General features: G+C 48.5%; 19 protein-coding genes. 13 read left to right on the forward strand and 6 right to left on the reverse strand.

Annotation, left to right across the window (positions count from 1 at the left end):
- Window positions 1–7 precede the first annotated feature (7 nt).
- The 4 genes from M2277_RS20515 to M2277_RS20530 are packed head-to-tail and all read left to right on the forward strand — an operon-like array spanning window position 8 to window position 4,164.
- Window positions 8–1,240, forward strand: a complete 1,233-nt coding sequence (locus M2277_RS20515) for a glycosyltransferase family 4 protein (protein WP_006212482.1) — start codon at window positions 8–10, stop codon at window positions 1,238–1,240.
- A 32-nt stretch (window positions 1,241–1,272) separates the two neighbouring features.
- Window positions 1,273–2,637: a sugar phosphate nucleotidyltransferase gene (locus tag M2277_RS20520; RefSeq protein ID WP_280755457.1), complete on the forward strand. Its 1,365-nt coding sequence runs from the start codon at window positions 1,273–1,275 to the stop codon at window positions 2,635–2,637.
- Between the two features lie 33 nt (window positions 2,638–2,670).
- A complete protein-coding gene (locus M2277_RS20525) occupies window positions 2,671–3,219 on the forward strand; it encodes a VanZ family protein (protein ID WP_006212480.1) in 549 nt (182 codons plus the stop codon).
- Between the two features lie 6 nt (window positions 3,220–3,225).
- A complete protein-coding gene (locus tag M2277_RS20530) occupies window positions 3,226–4,164 on the forward strand; it encodes an LCP family glycopolymer transferase (RefSeq protein ID WP_280755458.1) in 939 nt (312 codons plus the stop codon).
- 76 nt (window positions 4,165–4,240) lie between these two features.
- Here M2277_RS20530 and M2277_RS20535 read toward each other — a convergent pair whose 3' ends face one another.
- Entirely contained in the window at window positions 4,241–6,034 is a 1,794-nt protein-coding gene (locus M2277_RS20535) for a glycosyl hydrolase family 28-related protein (RefSeq protein WP_280755459.1), read from the reverse strand.
- Between the two features lie 483 nt (window positions 6,035–6,517).
- Here M2277_RS20535 and M2277_RS20540 point away from each other — a divergent pair, with 483 nt between their 5' ends.
- Window positions 6,518–7,435 (forward strand): ABC transporter ATP-binding protein, encoded by a 918-nt coding sequence (locus M2277_RS20540; protein ID WP_006212477.1) that lies wholly within the window; start codon window positions 6,518–6,520, stop codon window positions 7,433–7,435.
- Window positions 7,428–8,201 carry an ABC transporter permease gene (locus M2277_RS20545; protein ID WP_280755460.1) on the forward strand — a complete coding sequence of 258 codons (774 nt, stop codon included), beginning with the start codon at window positions 7,428–7,430 and terminating at the stop codon, window positions 8,199–8,201. The genes M2277_RS20540 and M2277_RS20545 overlap by 8 nt, the downstream gene beginning before the upstream one ends.
- A 140-nt stretch (window positions 8,202–8,341) precedes the next feature.
- Here the strand turns inward: M2277_RS20545 and M2277_RS20550 are convergent, their stop codons facing one another.
- Together M2277_RS20550 and M2277_RS20555 are read right to left on the reverse strand one after the other, a co-directional pair.
- Complete coding sequence (locus tag M2277_RS20550) at window positions 8,342–8,755, reverse strand: bactofilin family protein (RefSeq protein ID WP_148246530.1); 414 nt, start codon at window positions 8,753–8,755, stop codon at window positions 8,342–8,344.
- 40 nt (window positions 8,756–8,795) lie between these two features.
- Window positions 8,796–9,767, reverse strand: coding sequence for a M23 family metallopeptidase (locus M2277_RS20555; RefSeq protein WP_280755461.1), 972 nt, complete (start codon window positions 9,765–9,767; stop codon window positions 8,796–8,798).
- 274 nt (window positions 9,768–10,041) lie between these two features.
- On the opposite strand from M2277_RS20555, the gene cls reads away from it, so the two are divergent.
- The 3 genes from cls to M2277_RS20570 all read left to right on the forward strand — a co-directional run bounded on the left by cls (window position 10,042) and on the right by M2277_RS20570 (window position 13,868).
- Window positions 10,042–11,472, forward strand: a complete 1,431-nt coding sequence (cls, locus tag M2277_RS20560) for a cardiolipin synthase (protein ID WP_006212473.1) — start codon at window positions 10,042–10,044, stop codon at window positions 11,470–11,472.
- 167 nt (window positions 11,473–11,639) lie between these two features.
- Window positions 11,640–12,557 carry a YitT family protein gene (locus M2277_RS20565; RefSeq protein WP_063477693.1) on the forward strand — a complete coding sequence of 306 codons (918 nt, stop codon included), beginning with the start codon at window positions 11,640–11,642 and terminating at the stop codon, window positions 12,555–12,557.
- A 222-nt stretch (window positions 12,558–12,779) separates the two neighbouring features.
- The gene (locus M2277_RS20570; protein ID WP_280755462.1) at window positions 12,780–13,868 is read left to right on the forward strand and encodes an SPL family radical SAM protein; all 1,089 of its coding nucleotides are present in this window, start codon (window positions 12,780–12,782) and stop codon (window positions 13,866–13,868) included.
- Here the strand turns inward: M2277_RS20570 and ligD are convergent.
- Genes ligD through ku form a run of 3 tightly spaced genes read right to left on the reverse strand, consistent with a single transcriptional unit; the run spans window position 13,851 to window position 16,614 of the window.
- The gene (gene ligD / locus M2277_RS20575) at window positions 13,851–14,768 is read right to left on the reverse strand and encodes a non-homologous end-joining DNA ligase (RefSeq protein WP_036640689.1); all 918 of its coding nucleotides are present in this window, start codon (window positions 14,766–14,768) and stop codon (window positions 13,851–13,853) included. The two genes, M2277_RS20570 and ligD, sit on opposite strands and share 18 nt — an antisense overlap.
- A gap of 5 nt (window positions 14,769–14,773) precedes the next feature.
- Window positions 14,774–15,643 carry an ATP-dependent DNA ligase gene (locus tag M2277_RS20580; RefSeq protein ID WP_280755463.1) on the reverse strand — a complete coding sequence of 290 codons (870 nt, stop codon included), beginning with the start codon at window positions 15,641–15,643 and terminating at the stop codon, window positions 14,774–14,776.
- Between the two features lie 41 nt (window positions 15,644–15,684).
- A complete protein-coding gene (gene ku / locus M2277_RS20585; RefSeq protein ID WP_006212468.1) occupies window positions 15,685–16,614 on the reverse strand; it encodes a non-homologous end joining protein Ku in 930 nt (309 codons plus the stop codon).
- Between the two features lie 374 nt (window positions 16,615–16,988).
- On the opposite strand from ku, the gene M2277_RS20590 reads away from it, so the two are divergent.
- The 4 genes from M2277_RS20590 to tsaB all read left to right on the forward strand — a co-directional run bounded on the left by M2277_RS20590 (window position 16,989) and on the right by tsaB (window position 19,150).
- The gene (locus M2277_RS20590; RefSeq protein WP_036640687.1) at window positions 16,989–17,276 is read left to right on the forward strand and encodes a hypothetical protein; all 288 of its coding nucleotides are present in this window, start codon (window positions 16,989–16,991) and stop codon (window positions 17,274–17,276) included.
- A gap of 3 nt (window positions 17,277–17,279) precedes the next feature.
- Window positions 17,280–17,462 (forward strand): H-type small acid-soluble spore protein, encoded by a 183-nt coding sequence (locus M2277_RS20595; protein WP_006212466.1) that lies wholly within the window; start codon window positions 17,280–17,282, stop codon window positions 17,460–17,462.
- A gap of 439 nt (window positions 17,463–17,901) precedes the next feature.
- A complete protein-coding gene (gene tsaE / locus M2277_RS20600) occupies window positions 17,902–18,372 on the forward strand; it encodes a tRNA (adenosine(37)-N6)-threonylcarbamoyltransferase complex ATPase subunit type 1 TsaE (protein ID WP_006212465.1) in 471 nt (156 codons plus the stop codon).
- Complete coding sequence (gene tsaB / locus M2277_RS20605) at window positions 18,359–19,150, forward strand: tRNA (adenosine(37)-N6)-threonylcarbamoyltransferase complex dimerization subunit type 1 TsaB (RefSeq protein ID WP_280755464.1); 792 nt, start codon at window positions 18,359–18,361, stop codon at window positions 19,148–19,150. The genes tsaE and tsaB overlap by 14 nt, the downstream gene beginning before the upstream one ends.
- Window positions 19,151–19,166 lie beyond the last annotated feature (16 nt).

Here is a 19,166-nt window from a genome sequence, read left to right on the forward strand (position 1 = left end):
TCATGAAATGAAAAAAGAAATTGTGTTTGTAGCTAATTATTTTCATCCGGATTATGCTTCCTCAGGGCAATTATTGACTGAGCTTTGTCTTGAACTTCAGCATGATTTTGATGTGACAGTTATCGCTGTTCAGCCGGAAAATGTAGATCTAGGCAAGAGAAATAAGCTGTTCCAATACGATCAGCTCGAACAAATACGCGTTATCCGTCTGCGTACACCCAAAGTGGATAAACGAAGCAAATTCAGCCGTGTCATGTTTATCCTGTCATATTTTATATTGGCTGTTATTGCTCTGCTGCGTATTAAGAAGGTGGATGTGATTTATACAATATCTTCGCCTCCAATTATCGGGGGATTGGTCGGAGCAATCGGTAAGGTTCTGAAACGGGGCAAACTCGTGTATAACATTATGGATTTTAATCCAGAGCAGGCTGAAGCTATCAGTTATACGAATCGTAAATGGCTGTTTAGTCTGGCGAAGAAAATTGATAACTTGAGCTGTAGCGTATCCGATCATATCATCACAGTTGGACAGGACATGCAAGAAACGCTGAACCACCGTTTTCGCGGGCGCAGGGTGCCCAGCAACAGTGTCATCAACAATTGGACTGACGAGCAGGATATCATCCCCTTGCCTCGCAGTCATGCTCAAGTATCGAAGTTTGTGAGAGAGCATGATTTACAAGGGAAATTTATCGTGATGTATTCGGGCAATCTGGGTTTGTATTACGATTTGGAGAATATTATTCGAGTGGCTTCGGATTTTAAGGATCATCCGGAAATCCTGTTTGTTTTTATCGGGGATGGCGCAGTGAAGCCCGAAATGCAGCGGTATGTGAAGGATAAGGGATTACAGAATGTGCGTTTCCTTCCTTTTCAGCCTAAGGAACATATCAAATACTCCCTGTGCGCAGCAGATGTTCATCTGGTAGTCAATCAAAAGGGAATCAAGGGTGTCTCTGTTCCGAGCAAAATATACGGTGTTATGGCAGCTGGAAAGCCAATTCTCGGTGTCCTGGAACAAGGCAGCGAGGCTGCTGTTCTAATTAAGGAGAGCGGATGCGGAGTTGTGATAGAGCCGCAACAATACCATGAAATCTCCGAGCATATAGCGAATATGTACGCCTGCGGTCAGGAGACGTTGGAATTGACAGGGCGAGGCGGCAGGTTATATTTGGAACGTTATCTTGCCAAATCTCAGTCCATCGATAAATACCGAACGCTTCTGCAATCCATATAATTTCTGTGTGAAGGATGGAGGGAAGTAGTAAGATGAAAATTATTTTATTGTCCGGTGGTTCAGGTAAACGTCTATGGCCTCTCTCCAACGAACTTCGTTCCAAACAGTTCCTCAAAGTGCTCCCAGGAGATAAGGGACAGTCTGAATCTATGGTCCAACGGGTTTGGAAACAGCTGCAGAAGACCAATTTGGCTGATTCATCCTTTATTGCCGCAGGCATATCGCAGATTGAAATTATTCGAAATCAGCTCCCTGGCAGAGTGCCCATTATCGTGGAACCCCAGCGGCGGGATACCTTCCCGGCTATTGCGCTCGCTGCCGTATACTTGTATTCGATTGCCAATGTGGATTTGAAGGAAACAATAACAGTATTGCCTGTAGACCCTTTTGTGGAAGAACCTTTTTTTCAGACCTTGTCTTCCTTAGATCGAGTTTTAGCCGATTCAGGAGCAGATATCGCTCTGATGGGAGTCAAACCAACCTATCCTTCGGAGAAATACGGTTATATTCTGCCAGAGCGAGCCAAAGCCGGACCGGTCGCCTTCCTTAAAGTAAAAAGCTTTAAAGAAAAACCAAGCGAAGAGCAGGCCCTGGAATACATGGAACAGTCTGCTTATTGGAACTGCGGTGTGTTTTCTTTCAAGCTCGATTATCTAATTCAGCTGTTGATTGATAAGGGACTGCCGATTCAATATGAGGAGATGTCGAAACAATATTCGCGATTGTCCAAGATCAGCTTTGATTATGAGGTAATAGAGCAGGCTCAGCGCGTAGTGGTTGTTCCGTATGAAGGCAGCTGGAAGGACCTTGGGACATGGAACACGCTAACAGAAGAGATTCCCTCGCCCATAAACGGAAAGGGAATGATCAGCGATGATTGCCAGAACACGCATTTAATTAATGAATTGGATATTCCGGTAGCCGTGTTGGGGCTCTCTAATGTAGTAGTTGCTACAGGTGCTGATGGTATTTTGGTTACGGAGAAATCATCCAGTCCGCGATTGAAAGAATTCATTTCACATATCGAACAGCGGCCAATGTACGAGGAACGGCGATGGGGGTGGTATCGGGTGCTGGACCTGCAAAAGCACAAGAATGGGCAGGAGGTTCTGACAAAGCGAATTCGGATAGATGCAGGGAAGAACTCCAGTTATCATTATCATCTTCACCGTGAAGAATATTGGACCATTACGAGCGGTACTGGAGAAGTGTGCATTCAAGATAAGGTGCAACCCGTTAAAGCCGGAGATGTGCTCAAAATTCCAGCGGGAACCCTGCATGGTATTCGTGCCCTGGAGGATCTTGAATTTATAGAGGTTCAATCCGGTACTGAGGTATCAGAGGAAGATACGATAAGGCTAACGTTTCAATGGGAAGAAATGACTCAGTTCGTCTAAGGGTATAGGCGATAATGTAACGGGGAGGATATCGTGAGCAGAAAGAGAAGCAGCTACAGGAGCAAGAAGCGCCTGTTGATCATCATCATCGTAATCATGTGGATGAGCATCATTTTTTTCTTCTCCTCCCAGTCGTATCAGCAGCAGGATCTAAGACCGTGGCTGCAGAGGCACTTGCCTGAAACAACGATTGAACATTGGTTTTCCTGGGTTTCATTCACTTATGCCGGGGAGATTGTCAGTATCGATGCAAAGGGTATGCCTGGATTTGTTGAATTCTTCATTCGAAAGGCTGCTCACATCGGAGAATATCTAGTTCTTGGCGGCCTGTTGTTTCTACTGCTGGCGACCTTGTTGCGAATCAGGGCCAGGGTCGCCATGCCAATTGCGTGGTGCTTATGCGTGCTGTATGCCATCAGCGACGAGCTGCATCAAAGTACATCAGGTTACCGCGTCTTTAAAGCACAGGATGTTGTTTTGGATTCAATCGCCGCTTTGTTCGGTATTACGCTGGTTAGTGCATATACATATTGGAGGTCTGCAAGAACGAGACCGAGGGAAGTGTTAGATCGGAGAGGATGACAAGGTATGAGAAAGTGGCTTAAGATTACGGGGACTGCACTTGTAAGTCTTACAGTGTTGGCAGGCGGTTACGGTATATATGTGTATCAGTCTGTTAAAGCGACAGCTGAACAAATTTACGAGCAGCGAGAACCGTCATCGCTTCCCGCTTTTATATCAGCCGATTCGGTCCTGGAGGAAATACATTCCGCAGATATTGATCAGCGCGAGCCCTTCACAGTTCTGGTGCTGGGCATCGATGAGCGCCCCAATGATCGTGGGCGTTCGGATGCGATGATTATGCTATCGGTCAATCCGTCTAAACAATCCATACTCATGTTCAACATACCAAGGGATACCCGAACATTAATTGTAGGCCATGGTACCGAGGACAAAATCAATCATGCCTATGCCTTTGGAGGAATTCAGATGTCCGTCCGGACGGTGGAAGAACTGCTGCATTTTCCTGTTAATTATTATATTAAAGTTAATATGGAAGGATTTGCGAACATTATTGATGCTCTTGGCGGAGTAGATGTAGATAATACAATAACGTTTAATTATGAGGGACATCATTTTAAAGAAGGCAGTTTACATTTGAACGGACAAGAAGCATTGGCTTATTCTCGTATGCGTTATGAGGATCCGCGCGGCGATTTGGGCCGAAACTCACGTCAGCGTCAAATTGTGAAAGAGGTATTGAAGAATGCGCTTGATGTTTCAACCGCTTTTAAGCTTGAAACCTTACTTAAGGAGGTAGGCACAAGCGTAAAGACAGATATACGATTTGATGAGATGAAGACTTTTGTAACGGAATATCGGCAGGATATGAAGAAGATCGAGCAGGTCGAGATTCAGGGCAGCGGCCAGAATATCGGCGGTATCTGGTATTATAATGTGGCTGATAAGGAGCGTGAGCGAATCCATGAGCTGCTCAAAGAGCATATGGATCGAGAGGGTTCTTGATCTGAAACGAAGCGGGTGAAGACGTGCGTCTTCACCCGCTTCTTTATTAAAATGTTCAAAGCTCAGGTCGTTTGAACTATCCCAGCTTGATCCAGGTATGAACACCTTTTGAACGCTGCTTGCAGATATATAGGGAATCCACGCCGCTGCTGTCCTCAACCATGATGATTCGGCCCCGGTGGGCGGCAGATGCTGCAGGGATTGCGGGCAGCGGACTGATGACCATACTGCTGGAACGGATCAGTTCAGTAAAGACTGCTGAGCTTGATATCGTCTCCTCACCATAAGGGATTTGATTAACGATATTCGGTATAACGTAAATAGAATGGATTTGAAGGTTCAGCGGTTCATATACAACGAGGTCGACGATATCGGAATAGAATTTCTTAAACGTTTTGGTGATGGTGAAGCGTTCAGAGCCAGAAGGAAGTATGAGTGTCAGATCGTTGGTGTCCCCCCCGATGTCAACAAATAATGGAGTGGATATACCGGAAAGATTAGTGCCTGAGATAACAAAAGTGTAGTATTCATGCTTATGCAATCGCTCTATGGTTCTCATTCGGAGCTTGATCTTGGTGCTGCTCGTACTCTGCGAGACAATACAACCTGATGGAGCAGCCTGTTTGAAGGTAAAGCCAGGGTCGGCTTCTACCGAGTAAGGGACATCATTTGCAAACATGGCATATAATGACGGATTTCGAAGCAGGTTATGCCCTGCAGAGCCTATATAGGGTACAGTGCGTCGTTCCGTTAAATAGAAGGAATCCCGAAATGATGTTCGATCCGCAATGTTCTCGACGATTACACAGCCGACCGGATCTTTGACCAGTGTCCCGTGTGTTGTATTGGGATGATTAGCCTGAATTCGGTAATTGCGAGGGCCGAGAATGATATCTTGTGATGCTGTAGAACCTGGATCAACGGTAACGATGTAACCTTTATTGGGATTATAATCCGTGATAGCATAGTGATCCAGACGGCATCCGTCAATCCATACGCCGGAAGTATGCCCGTAGATACCGACAAAGCTTTCATAGGTGGCTTCTGCATGACATTCTTCAATAGATATGGCTCGGGAGTTATTCAATTTGATTAGAGGGGCTGTCATTACTTTATTTGCAGCAATTGCATCTCGCATGACATCTTCCTCGGTGCGTCCTTCAGAGGGAGAAGCAGGGGGAACGGCCTGTTCGCTCCTTTCAAAAGCGGTTGACGTAATATGAATACTGTCTGAGTTCACAATTTCAAGGTGGGGGTAATTCCGTACTGATCTTGAAAAAAAGCAATTATCAATGGTTGTACACAATACGATATCCTCCAATTTCAAACCTGTTCCCAGATACCCCGTCTCCTGCCAGAATCGGCAATTGCGAAACGAGATCATGTAGCCCCCATAACCTGAAGTGGAGTTCGTACCGCTTCGCATCCCCTGAATATATACCCCGATTTTGCCTTCGCCGCATGCACTTGAAAAGAAACGCTCGAACATTTGGTGTGCACCTTGGGGCAAATAAATCCCCCCGCCTTGGGCGTGGTTTATATAAAAGTCTCTAAATAAGATGGTTTCAGCCATGTCTTTATCACTGTAAAGGGCGTAGTCGGTACCCGTATAGATAATACCGCTGTCATACATTCCATCCCCATAGATCGTAAGCCCGATCCCCTGTGTGGCGTTGGTATTAGGCCTTTCCTGTTTCGGTAATACCAAGGTTTGCGTAATACGGTATCGGCCTTTAGGCATATAGATGACCGAGTATGAACCTGATGCACACGCATTTATTGCGCTTTGGAAGGCTAACGTATCGTCTGCAACACCATCGCCTTTTGCTCCGAAATTTTTAACATTGGCTAGATTATTCAGGACAGGCATGTTTGTTTCCTCCCAGCTGATTTGTTTATTCTTATTTACAAAATATGATCAAGGATCGTATGAAGTGATGCCTGTTCACCTAATTGTCCTTAAGTATTGAAGATATTTGTTTGACAAAAGGGTACAAATTTATTAGGATACATTCTGTATCGAAAACCATTATGTCAAGCCATTTCTCATTGGGAGTGGATCATGTGTGAAGAATGAAATGAAAATGTATTGTATCAGCTGCCGTCGGATCGTGCTGATGATAGAGGGTGTTAGTGTGTTTAAAACCGGTTTCTACAGATATGATATGCCGATGGGAATATGTAGAGAGTGTAACACTGTCACATCCAATACATCATTTCTTATAGTGCAAGATAGTTGAATGATTAGTCGTATAAGACACATCAAGTGAGGGTACGAATAGACTCATATTATGTAATGTGTATAATTAGGGATAATTGAACGTGCGTCATTTGGCAAAGGAGAATCGATTTCATGAAGCAGGAACCGCTGGTAAGATTGCTCGGGGTTACGAAGAAAATATCGTCCAAGGTTCTGGTTGATGATGTGACCTTAGATATCCTGCCTGGACAGATCTTCGGATTTCTTGGGCCGAATGGAGCAGGCAAGACAACGACCATTCGGATGATGGTGGGGCTGATGTCCATTACCAAAGGGGATATTACCGTCGGGGGTTACAGCATTCGGAACCATTATGAGCAGGCAGCCGCCCAGATTGGAGCGATTGTCGAGAATCCCGAGATGTATAAATTTCTGTCCGGTTATAACAATTTGAAGCATTTTGCGCGTATGATGCAGGGCATCACCAAAGAACGCATCGACGAAGTGGTGGAGCTCGTTGGGCTGGGCAACCGAATCCATGAGAAGGTGCAGACCTATTCGCTGGGGATGCGCCAGCGTCTGGGCGTGGCGCAAGCACTGCTGCATAGGCCGAAGCTCTTGATTCTGGACGAGCCGACAAACGGCTTGGACCCACAGGGGATCCGGGAGCTGCGCGATTACTTGCGCAGATTGACGCAGGAGGAAGGGACGACGGTATTCGTATCCAGTCACCTGCTGTCTGAGATGGAGCTTATGTGTGATACCGTTGGTATTATTCGCCATGGCAAGCTGATTGACATCCGGAAACTTCGGACGGCTGAAGGGGAGCGGATGTTTGAGGAAACGGCATTTACTGTGAGTGATGCGGACGCTGCCGAAGGACTGCTCCAGGATTTTCAAGCTAGAGCCCAGGAACATCGAATTATCGTCCGTGGGGACCGGAACATGATTGCCGATATCAATGCGGTTTTGGTCGGAGCCGGCATTCAGGTGTATGCCATACAGCCGGTAACGCGGTCGCTGGAGGATCAATTTTTGGAAATGACGGGAGGGGGATCCGCCGTTGAGTAACTTTACCCGTCTTGTCGCCAATGAGAATATGAAGATTTACTACCGTGTACGGACATGGGTTATGATGTCAATCCTGGTGTTGTTTAATGTGGCGATGCCTGCCATGCTGTACTTTACCAACGCACCGATGGATGTCTGGACCGTGTTTACCTGGACCGAAAGCTTCACCATTTATTTGAGTGCCATATTCTCGGTAATCATCGCTGCGGATCTTGTTGCCGGCGAATTTGCAGGAGGCACAATCAAATTGCTGCTGATCCGCCCGTGGAGCCGAGGCAAAATCCTGATGTCCAAATTCACGTCCCTGGTTCTATTTAATCTGCTCTGTGCGGCAATTACGGCTGTGGTGGGTATCGCTATCTCCATGCTGTTGTTCTCGGGCAACACGGGATTCTCTAGCGGATTTGAGGAATCGGCCATGAACAACTCCCTGCTGCTCCTGCTGACGGATACGATCCAGGTGTTTGTGATCTCGCTGATAGCCTTTATGCTATCTACCGTATTCCGTTCAGGCGGACTGGCGATTGGATTATCGCTGCTGGTTCTGTTCACCAAAGATATATTTGGTTTTATTTTCAATCCGGAACGGTTTCAATGGGCCAAATACTTGCTCTTTCTCCATACCGATCTGAGCGGGTATATCCAGTCTCCTATCGGACCGGGAGGAGTGGGTATCGGCTTCTCCGTTTCCGTTCTGGCTGCCTATTGCCTAGTGTTTATGCTCATCTCTTGGTTAGTCTTTACCAAGAGAGATGTAGCCGCATAGCGGGAACGACAGGATAAGAAAAGAGCTCCTTCTGCCGTGTGATCACATGGTTTTAGAAGGGGCTCTTTGATTGTGCCGGCAGAATGCAGCAGCCGGTCTATATAAAACTGCCGGGTTCGGGCATTCGTCCATATGCGGGGTTAACCTGCTTCCGGACGCTGAAGCGGCAGTGGGGTTTCGGTTGATTCTGAAGGAGCGGTGTTTGCGGCTTGATGTTCCATTACACTCGCGCCATGAAGGAGTCCGCCTTCCATAATGACGAGGGAATTGGCACACACATCTCCATACATTTGTCCGGTAGGCGTAATGGTCAGCTTATTCTCCGCTGTTACATCCCCGTAGATCTTGCCAGCCACAATGACCTCCCGGGCCGAGATGCTGGAGCGCGCAACAGCGTTCTCCCCGATGGTAACGCAGCCCTGACTCTCGATGGAGCCGTTAAAGCGTCCGTCGATCCGTAAATTATCCTCGCATTGCAGAACACCCTCAACTTCGCTCCCTGGTCCAATCAGCGTATCAGTCCGGTGGGATGGTCGCTTGTTCTTCTTCTTCATACTACATTCCTCCTATTAATGAATAATAAATGGATGGGACTTATTGCAGGTAAGGTATCGGGTCAACCGTCTGATTGTTTTTGACAACCTGAAAATGAAGATGAGGCCCTGTGCTTCTTCCCGAGGAACCCAGCTTGCCAATGGTTTCTCCTTGATTAACATGATCGCCTACCGATACATCCAGACTGTCCAGGTGCATGTACCAGGTTTCCAGGCCATTGGGATGTTTCACAATGATATAAAGGCCACGGGCTCCGCTGCGTTCGGCAGCAGTTACTTCACCGGCGCCTGCGGCATAAACCGGATCACCGATTTTGCCGGCAATATCGATGCCTGCGTGATAGGCCGAGCGCCCGGTGAAAGGATCGCTACGATAACCGAAGTTTGATGTCAGACGCTTGGACGCTGTCGGCCACAGTGAAGGCGTCCCTTCCCGTTTTTCCTGGGTTTCTTGCGCCTGGTCCAGCGTGCGTGGAATATGACGTTCCATGCTGGCTATCAATTGCTGAATTTCCACAAAATCATCTTGGGTCTCTTGGGCGAGGCTCAGCATTTCATTCTCATGAACGGCAATGAATTCCCCGCCGACATGTTGGTCGTTATCATCCGGAATGGAGGAGGTCTGTCCGGACAAGCTGCCGTGCTTCTGAATGAACTGCTGAAGTTCCTGTTCCAGCTGCTGCACGCGTTCCATCTGGACCTTCGTTTGCTCTGCTTCGCCCGATAGCTGAATGATGGCTTTATTGAGGCGTTCGATGGCTTCATCCTTGTCTGTGACCGTTACTTCCATCTTGATGGCTTCCAGGCTTTTCAGGGTTAACTGCTTCTCCAGCCCCATGATCGTTTGGGCTGATTGGATCTGCAAGGAAACAATCAATCCGGCGATTGACAAAATAGCGGCCGCAGGCACCGCTATCATCAGAGGTCTGGACAGCTGGATCTGTCTGACTGAATGCTGGGCATCCCGAAGCACCAGCAGGGTTAAGCGTTGTTTACGGTGTGCGGTTTTCATGGCATCTCCCTTCCCTACATAATGAATGGATCTTAATGGCTATCCGCTAGACTTGGCCAGCCCCTTATCTAGTATGTATTCTATTCTTTCGAAAACTATGTCAAAAATGATGAGATAAGAGAACTTATTCACTATGGTGCCAGATTGGGTAATTGAATAAATACATAAGGAATTGGTCAATGATGTAGTGTAGTTATTTTGCAGGTCTCGCATTCCAGTGCATTGTCATTTCTATTCAATAACCACTATTATTCATCGTGAGGAGGCTGCCGATATGGTGTGGCTTCTGCTTGCACTAATCACCTTTATTTTGCAGATGGCCGCGGTGCTGCTGCTTGAGTTCCGAAACCCGTCCAAGGCTGTGGCATGGCTGTTTATTTTATTTTGCCTCCCCTTGATCGGCTTCGTACTCTATTTCTTTGTGGCGCAGGATTATCAGAAGCGGTTGAAGATTCGTAAGCGGGGCTCCAGGCTATTCCAGGAAATCAGAGGGCATCTGTGGGATCGAGCCGCCGTTGTTAAGCGTAAAGAGGATATGAATAATCCCGGATTTCATCACAATGACCGTTTGTTTAATCTGCTCAATCACCTGTCGGAGAGTCCCATCACAGGCTGTAATCAGAGCCGGGTGCTGACGGATGGGGAAGAGACATACGATGCGATGCTGAATGCTATGGAACAGGCCAAGGAACACATTCATGTGGAGTTCTATATCTTTCGCCACGACCGGATCGGTACCCGGTTTCAGGATGTAATGATTCGCAAGGCAAAAGAAGGCGTTAAGGTACGTCTGGTTTGCGACGGATTGGGAAGTTATAAGCTTAAGAGAACGTTCATTCAACGGTTCAAAGAATCGGGGGTGGAGTTCTATTTCTTTCTGCCTGCCATGGTTTCGATGTTCAGCCGCAGAATCAATTACCGGAATCACCGCAAAATCGTTGTTGTGGATGGAACGGTCGGGTTTCTTGGCGGGATCAACGTCGGGGATGACTATCTGGGCGAGTACCCGAAAATGGGCTTTTGGCGGGATACGCATCTGGAGGTCAAAGGGGACGCGGTCTATTTTCTGCAAAATGTATTTCTGCACGATTGGAAGCTTGCCTCCGGCGAGCGCATTTCTGATTTTGGCCTGTATCCGGAGCATGAATGCACCGGAAATGAGCAAGTCCAGATCCTGAGCAGTGGACCGGATATGAACTGGAATGCCATCCAGGAGATGTGTTTTGGGGCGATTTCTGTAGCCAAAGAACGGATATGGATCACAACCCCGTATTTCATTCCCGATGAGGGGATATATGAAGCGCTGAAGACGGCTGCGGTGAGCGGCGTTGATGTACGGATCATTATTCCGGATCGTGCCGATTCCCGTCTGGTCAAGATGGCAAGCTTGTCTTACGTGGAAGAGCTGCTGGCAGCGGGAGTTACCTTCTATGAGTATGAAAAAGGCTTTATTCATGCCAAGGTATTGATCGTAGACGAGCTTCTGGGCTCGGTAGGTACGGCAAATATGGATATGCGGAGTTTCTTCTGTAATTTTGAGCTGACTGCCGTGCTGTTTGATCAGCAGCCCATAGAGCGCTTGGTATCGGACTTCAGGGAGGACCTGAGACAGAGCCGCCCTATTGATGCGGAGGCATTTCGGCAGCGGGGAAGATGGCAGAAAGCAGCGGAAATATTATGCCGCATGCTGTCGCCACTTCTATAACTGTAATATATTACATCGAATGTCATATTTAATAGAAAGCAAGTAAAAAGGAGGAAGAACTTTGAAATTTGGATGTCCAGCTTTTATTTATATGATAGAATATTTATATAAGTTCCACTTATAAATATATATTAACTTAGTTTCCATAAGTTGAACGGGGGAGATTTATGTCAATTGATGTGAAGATTCTTGCACAAGTGAAAGCGGAGCAGCAGAAGCCGGAGAATCCCAAAGCAGGCTCAGCAACTTTGAAGATTCTCCGCCGTCTGGTGTTCTTAACTTTCGGTGCGGTATTGATGGCAATAGGGCTCGAAATATTTCTGGTGCCGAACAAGATTATTGACGGAGGAATTACCGGGGTATCCATTATGGTTTCTCATATCACAGAAATTCCGCTGGGGATATTCTTGACCTTGTTCAACCTTCCGTTTTTGTTTATAGGATATAAACAGATCGGAAAAACGTTTGCTCTATCCACGCTATACGCCGTATTGGTCATGTCCATTGGCACTTATTTCCTTCATCCAGTCGACCCGCTTACGATCGATCCGCTGCTTGCTGCCGTGTTCGGTGGCGTTCTCCTCGGTATTGGGGTTGGCTTAGTTATCCGATCCGGAGGCTCCCTGGATGGAACGGAAATCGTGGCTATCCTGATCAACAAGAAGTCACCGTTCTCTGTCGGTGAAATCGTGATGTTCATCAACGTGTTTATTCTGGGCAGTGCAGGTTTTGTTTTCGGATGGGATCATGCCATGTATTCACTCATTGCTTATTACCTGGCGTTTAAACTGATTGATATTACGATTGAAGGTATTGATCAATCCAAATCGGTTTGGATTATCAGTGACAAGCATAAGGAGATTGGTGATGCATTGACCCAGCGATTGGGACGTGGCGTTACCTATCTGGATGGAGAGGGTGCTTACTCGGGCGATAGCAAGAAGGTCATTTTTGTTGTAATTACCCGTCTGGAGGAAGCGAAGCTGAAATCCATTGTGGAAGACTGGGACTCCCAAGCCTTTGTTGCTATCGGCAACATCCATGATGTGAAGGGCGGTCGCTTTAAGAAGAAGGCAATCCATTAATATGGTACCGATATATAGGTTTCACCCGTGTTGTTTAACAGCGGGTGGAACTTTTTTTATTTAGCGAGTATGAGAATTCAGTTAACGTTTTTTTATTGACGATGTGAACTGGAGTTTTATTTGTAAATCCAGTAAGTTCCACTTATAATAGGAACATATGTTTGATAAAATTAAGGATATACCCAACCTTTATCATGGCAGTATCCGAGGGGAGGAAGAGGAATGGCTCATACGCAATACGAACGCATAACCACTAAACAAACATTAAACAGGGTGAAAGAAGAGAGGATGCCCTTCGATTGGTCCATTAATCCGTATCGTGGTTGCGGACATGGGTGCAGTTTTTGTTATGCCCGTGCTTTTCAATCGTTTATCGGCAAGGGGGCAGAGGACGAATTCCAGCATCATATCTTTATGAAGGCAAATGCGGCCGAAGCACTGGAGAAGCAGCTATTGAGCGCGGCGAGGAAGTTTGATCATGATATTGAAGCGATGCGCATATCCATTGGACAGGTTACGATCGGTACGGCAACGGACCCGTATCAGCCGATCGAGGGCAAAGAGGGAATCACGCGGGAATGCTTGAAGCTGCTCGCCAAATACCGTATCTCTACCAGCATTACAACGCGCTCTCCACTCGTGCTGAGGGACATGGACATTTTGACCCGGATGGAGAATGTGTCGGTCAACATCAGTTTGAATACGCTGAACGGGGACATCATCCGGAAGCTGGAGCCTGCATCACCGCACCCAGGGGGCAGGCTTGAAGCGATGCGCGCTTTATCGGCAGCCGGCATAACGACAGGACTGTTTGTTGCACCCGTGCTGCCTTTTCTGACGGATGATGAATCAGAGTTGAAGGAGCTTTTGTCCCAGTCGAAGGAGAGGGGCATTTCTTTTGCCATGATCTCATTGCTGAGGCTGTCTCGCGATGTGAAGAAATGGTATATCGAGACGCTTAAACACCAGTTCCCCGATGTGGTTCAGTCTTATCGCGAATTATATAGGCAAGGCGCCTATGCAGAAGAACACTACGTTCATGCTTTTAAGTCGATGGCGGCCCGACTGCTCAGCGAATATGATCTGAGCGGTCAGAGCAAGCGGGAGCCTGCTGCCATCACGGGTGCGAATGGGACGAATTCCGGCTTTTCTCAACCATTCGAAATATCGGACGAAGGGGGTCATAATCTTCATCTGCCACAGCCAGACATGGCTAGATCTCCAAAGCCGAAAAAGCTGCCCCAACCGGCTGTGCCAGTTTCCCGGGAGGAACTGATGCCGGATATTGAGCAGCTAGCCTTTCCTTTTTGACGCGTTCTTTCCTTGGGATGTCAGGTGACGGATGACATTTTCGATCGGTTGCGGAGGCAATGCTTGCAGCAGATCCCCCTTTTCTTGCAGACGCTCTACAATGTTCAGCAGGTGGAATTCTGTAGGCGAAACATCCCGATGGACCTCTTCCCAGGTCAGCGGGGTAGAGACGGTCGCAAGCTTGCGCGCCCGAGGTGTATAAGGAGCAGCAAGGGTTCTTCCGCTATAGTGCTGTAGATAATCGAAATAGATTTTATCCCCGCGATTTTTCTTAAGCCGCTCGATGGTGAACAGCTTAGGGAATTTCTCCGTCACATATTGGCCTACGAATTGACCGACTGCGCGAAGCTCATCAAAAGTTACGCCTGCCGGAATCGGGACGATGATCTGAACCCCGGTTGCGCCGGAGGTTTTTGGCACAGAGTTCAGCCCCAAGGAGTTCAGCACATTGCCAACGATTGCAGTTGCCTCCATGATCCGGGGTTCCTCTGGCAGGGTCGGATCCAGATCAATCATCCATTCGCAGGGCTGATCGCTGCCTGCCAAATGCAGCGACGGATGAAACTCAAGTGCAGCCAGATTCCCGAGCCAGAGCAGCTCGGGCAATCCATTCAGCAGCACATAATTAATGTTCTCATGCACATAGGTGTGCACAAAAGGAGGCAGCGGCTCCGGCGCATTTTTCTGATAGAACGATTCGCCTTGCACCCCATGCGGGTATCGGATGGTAGTCAGCAGCCTTCCCTGGCAATATCGAAGCAGGAAAGGCGATATCGCTGCGAGTTTTTGCAGATACATGGCCTTGGTAATGCCGACCTCCGGCCACAGCGGTTTGTCCGGATTGGTAATTTGAATCTCCTGACCTTCAATGTTCAAGGTTCCTTTGACGGTACGGGCCATGCTGCTTACACCCCCTCAATCGAGACAAGTTTGGGATGGCGCATCATGCCGTCCTGACTCCACTCGAGAAATGTAACCTGCACCGTCAGCGGCTGACTGAGCCAGGCAAGCTGTTCTTTTTTTAGGTCATTATGGAGTGCGTGCCAAGCGGCCCCAGCCTGGTGGCTTTCCGCATACTGCAGCAGCTTTTTTTTGGTCTGTTCATTAAGCCCGAGGGATGCTCTGCCGATATAGCTGCCCTCGTCATCGGCAATAACCAGGCTGGCTACGCGGCCCTCCCTCATGATGAGTCCAACAGCCGTGGCTGTCATGTTAACGGCAATTTTCTTTTTGTACCAATCCCGATGCTTCTTGCCTTCGCGATATGGAGAGCTGAGGCGCTTCATTACAATGCCTTCCCAGCCTCGTTCCTCGGCCCAATTCCATAAATGCTCGCCCTCAAGAAACAAATCTGCGATCAGCAGACCCGGCGTGGCGGAAACGGCTTCCTTCAGCCGGTGATGGCGTTCAAGATAAGGAAGCTTGCGCAGGTCCTGATCGCCGTCCACCAGAATGTCGAACAAGACATACGTGAACAGAGGAGCGTGCGTGCTGATGGCACGCGATCGCTCCCGCTGGAGAACCTTCTGGAACACGGGTCGACCTAATTCCGGATGAAAGTAGACAACCTCACCATCCAGGAGAAGACGCCGTTCATTCAGCCCGGATAATGCCTGAACGACTTCGGGATACAGGGAGGTTTTATCCAACAGCTTACGGGAGTACAGGGATACGCCGCTAGGGTCTACTCCGGCCAGAATTCGCACGCCGTCCCATTTCAATTGGTATCCCCACTCCTCACCCGTGGTGATCTGTTCCGTCGAGATTGGGGCCATTGGCTCCTTAGGCAGCATATTCTGCAGCTGTCCCATGCCGATCAGGAATCAGAATCGGATTTCTTGGATTTAGTGCTCCGGCGCTTCGGCTTCGGTGCATCCGTATCCGCTTCACCGCCGCTGACCTTGGCGGCAGGCTCCTTGGCCGCGGTTTTCCGGGTGGACTTACGCGGTTTCGGTTTCGTGCCGGGGTCCGTTCCGATCGGCTTCACAGCTTCGATGCTGGCCTGAAGGGCAGCCATCAGATCGACGACATTGGTCTCCTGACGGGCAGGAGCTATCTTGATCTCTTCGCCGGATACTTTGCTGTTGATAAGATCCAGCAGACGCTCTCGATAATCATCGGTATATTTCTCAGGATCGAAGGGAGTCGATAGCTGATCAATCAGCAGTTTGGCCATATCCAGCTCCTTGGAATTGACCTCGGTTTTCTCAGGCAAGTTCGGTACTTGGGATATCGGGCGGATTTCATCGGGATAGAATATGGTCTCAATCGAAAGACATTCGTCCAGCACCCGAATCGCGGCAAGGCTGCTCTTCGAGCGGATGGCGATTTTGGCGATGCCGATCTTGCCAGACTGCTTCATCGCTTCCAGCAGCAGCCGATAGGCATTGGCGCCGGCTTGGTCCGGCGAGAGGTAGTAGGTTTTTTGAAAGTAAATCGGGTCGATTTCGGTCAAATCCACAAAGTCCAGAATGGTAATGTTTTTACTGTTCTGTTCCGCGAGCTGATCCAGCTCCTCTTTTTCGAAGAGCACGAACTTGCCCTTCTCATACTCGTACCCCTTCGTAATCTCCTCCCAGGCCACTTCCTCTTCACATACAGGGCATTTACGAATGTAAGAGAGCGGGCTGCCGCATTCCTTGTGAATGTAACGCATCGAAATATCCTTGTCTTCTGTGGCCGAGAACATCTTGACAGGCACATGCACCAGACCAAAGCTGATAGCGCCCTTCCATACCGTATGCATTCTATGAAACCTCCTATCAAATTCTAATATGTTTGAGTATGACCGTGTAGTAAACGCTATTTACGCCGACTATAAATGGTGTGTTTCAAAAAGTCAGGTTTTCAGCACCGAGAAGGTTGGATGAAGGTAGGGACTGAGGAGCGGAGCGTAGGCAAAACCTACGTGAGCACCGGAAGGCCCGTCTGAATTCAAAATTCGATGTCGATTAAGCTTCATGTGCTGCTTCGTGATCAAAAGATGACTTTTTGAATTACCTCTATTAGTGTGCCCAAAAAAAGACTCTAGTATGAGTTATAGCCCCGGATTGCATAATTAGAACTGTTTTGAGGCATATTGACGATGAACTCTGCCCGCATAAGGAGGTAATCTTCATCATGATGGAGCCTAATGAAACCAATACGTCAGAAGAGATACAGAAGGACCGGGCTTCTGATCATTCCGCTGCGCAGCCGGTCAACGGTGAAATGGTGGATTGGAACAGCCTGACCTCGGAGGAGAGCGAGCTATCTCGGGAATCTACAATGTTCGATATTGACCGGATGATCAACGAAGGTCTTGGCGGAGGCAATGTCACGCTGGACAACGGGCTGATTGGTCCTTCGACGACCGATACAATGGAGGTCGTGGACGAGTCGCCAAGAGAGACGGAGAAGGGGGATTAACGAATGGATGTACAACGCGCAGTAGAAATTTTCAACTCGAAGGATACGCATAAGGTCAACCTGGAAGGGGAGTCGGTGTGGATCGAGCATGTGGATCAGCAGAACGGGATGGCTACGGTCCAGGTGGGTTCCCGACCAACCAATACGATGACGGTCAACGTTGACCGGTTGAAAGAAGGGGAATAGTTTCCCGCTGGGTATCTGCTTCCGAGAAGCAGTATGAATACAACATGAGCATGAACACCAAAACAACACACCTTGGTCGAGATTCCATGACGCCGGAACCCGGATAAGGTGTGTTTGTGCTGGATTCGTCCGTTAAGTAATCCCCCCTGAAAAATAATCGGATATCGCCAGTCAGCAGATCAGGGGGTTACGGTGTCATTATTCATAGTGTATCTTTGTTCCGGTACAACTATAATGTTTGATCTGTGACTACATAGTATTAGTCTTCCAAACCTAGTTAACGCGTATCTTTTTTCACCTCTGTGAATCGGGAATACTCATTTTCTTGCAGCGGATTGGGAGGACCGATATAATGAAGATCAAGTATTTTTAGATATGGGCAAAATAAATAAAGGGTGGGTTATCTGTGAACAATGGCCGTACGGAAGGCCAGTTTCGAATGACTTCAAGCAGTCTGGAGGAGACGGAGCAGCTGGCTGCATGGCTGGCCATGCGGGCCGAAGCAGGGACGGTCATCGGTCTGGATGGAGATCTTGGAGCAGGAAAAACGGCATTTTCCAAACAATTTGCACAGCATCTTGGTGTGAACGGGGTTGTGAATAGCCCGACATTTACAATTATCAAAGAATATGAGGGGCGTCTGCCGCTCTACCATATGGATGTGTACCGGTTATCGGTGGATGAAGCGGATGAGCTTGGACTGGACGAATACTTTTTTGGCGAAGGGGTTTGCCTCGTGGAGTGGAGCAGCCTGATCACCGAGCTGATGCCTGAGCGGTATCTGCATATCCATCTAGAAACGACAGGGGAAGCTCACCGGAACATCACACTCACAAGCCAAGGCGAGCCCTATGGTGAGTGGTGCCGGGATTTGAATGAAAAATGGGGTAGCATGAATGAACAACAATGACACGAAGCCGCAGCAGCGGTTTTTGGCGCTGGATACGTCTACGGCATCGCTTGCGGTATCCGTGATGAAGAAGGACAAGCTGCTGTCAGAAGTGAATACGAATGCGGACCGCAACCACTCGGTGCATCTGCACCCGGTGATGGCACAAGCGCTTGCAGAAGCTGGAGTTGGTATGGACCAGATCGAGGGCATTGCTGTCGGGATCGGCCCGGGTTCATACACGGGTATCCGGATTGCAGTAACTGCGGCAAAAACGTTGGCATGGGCCAACCACATTCCGGTCGTTGGAATATCCAGTCTGCATGCCTTGGCATGGGGAGGCCTGGAATCGGGGTGGGATTCAGCTTCGGCTGAGAAGGGAACCCACTGGGTTATTCCGCTGCTGGATGCCAGGCGGGGACAAGTGTACACGGCATTATTCGCCGCAAGTGCAGAGCGCCAGGAAGAAGCCCCGGTACGTATAGAAGCAGACGGCATTCGTCTGATGCAGACCTGGGTGAATACCATTGCGGAACGAATATCCCGCCTTCCCGAAGAAGAGCGACCCGTCTGCATATGGTTTGTGGGAGAAGTCGATCTCCATGCCGAGACAGCCCGTCAGCTCGAACCGGGGTTTGAAAACAGGGTGCACATCCACCCGTATTCTCTTGAAGGGCGCTGGATGGGGTACCTGGGAGCAGCCCGGCTGTTATCCGGGGAAGCGGACGATTTGCATACACTGATACCCAATTATACACAGCTTTCCGAAGCGGAAGCGAACCTGCTGCGTAAGCGGTGAAGGGAGCGTAGGATTC

The sequence above is a fragment of the Paenibacillus sp. LBL genome (genome assembly GCF_029893715.1).
GTDB lineage: Bacteria > Bacillota > Bacilli > Paenibacillales > Paenibacillaceae > Paenibacillus_AQ > Paenibacillus_AQ glucanolyticus.

Excerpts from the sequence above, each read along its gene's own strand:
- M2277_RS20555 (WP_280755461.1), bottom strand. The coding sequence starts at position 9,767 with ATGAAAACCGCACACCGTAAACAACGCTTAACCCTGCTGGTGCTTCGG.
- M2277_RS20530 (WP_280755458.1), top strand. The coding sequence starts at position 3,226 with ATGAGAAAGTGGCTTAAGATTACGGGGACTGCACTTGTAAGTCTTACA.
- tsaB (WP_280755464.1), top strand. The coding sequence starts at position 18,359 with ATGAACAACAATGACACGAAGCCGCAGCAGCGGTTTTTGGCGCTGGAT.
- ku (WP_006212468.1), bottom strand. The coding sequence starts at position 16,614 with ATGCATACGGTATGGAAGGGCGCTATCAGCTTTGGTCTGGTGCATGTG.
- M2277_RS20520 (WP_280755457.1), top strand. The coding sequence starts at position 1,273 with ATGAAAATTATTTTATTGTCCGGTGGTTCAGGTAAACGTCTATGGCCT.
- M2277_RS20590 (WP_036640687.1), top strand. The coding sequence starts at position 16,989 with ATGATGGAGCCTAATGAAACCAATACGTCAGAAGAGATACAGAAGGAC.
- M2277_RS20570 (WP_280755462.1), top strand. The coding sequence starts at position 12,780 with ATGGCTCATACGCAATACGAACGCATAACCACTAAACAAACATTAAAC.
- M2277_RS20595 (WP_006212466.1), top strand. The coding sequence starts at position 17,280 with ATGGATGTACAACGCGCAGTAGAAATTTTCAACTCGAAGGATACGCAT.
- ligD (WP_036640689.1), bottom strand. The coding sequence starts at position 14,768 with ATGGCCCGTACCGTCAAAGGAACCTTGAACATTGAAGGTCAGGAGATT.
- M2277_RS20565 (WP_063477693.1), top strand. The coding sequence starts at position 11,640 with ATGTCAATTGATGTGAAGATTCTTGCACAAGTGAAAGCGGAGCAGCAG.
- M2277_RS20535 (WP_280755459.1), bottom strand. The coding sequence starts at position 6,034 with ATGCCTGTCCTGAATAATCTAGCCAATGTTAAAAATTTCGGAGCAAAA.
- M2277_RS20550 (WP_148246530.1), bottom strand. The coding sequence starts at position 8,755 with ATGAAGAAGAAGAACAAGCGACCATCCCACCGGACTGATACGCTGATT.
- cls (WP_006212473.1), top strand. The coding sequence starts at position 10,042 with ATGGTGTGGCTTCTGCTTGCACTAATCACCTTTATTTTGCAGATGGCC.
- M2277_RS20515 (WP_006212482.1), top strand. The coding sequence starts at position 8 with ATGAAAAAAGAAATTGTGTTTGTAGCTAATTATTTTCATCCGGATTAT.
- M2277_RS20540 (WP_006212477.1), top strand. The coding sequence starts at position 6,518 with ATGAAGCAGGAACCGCTGGTAAGATTGCTCGGGGTTACGAAGAAAATA.
- M2277_RS20580 (WP_280755463.1), bottom strand. The coding sequence starts at position 15,643 with ATGGCCCCAATCTCGACGGAACAGATCACCACGGGTGAGGAGTGGGGA.
- tsaE (WP_006212465.1), top strand. The coding sequence starts at position 17,902 with ATGACTTCAAGCAGTCTGGAGGAGACGGAGCAGCTGGCTGCATGGCTG.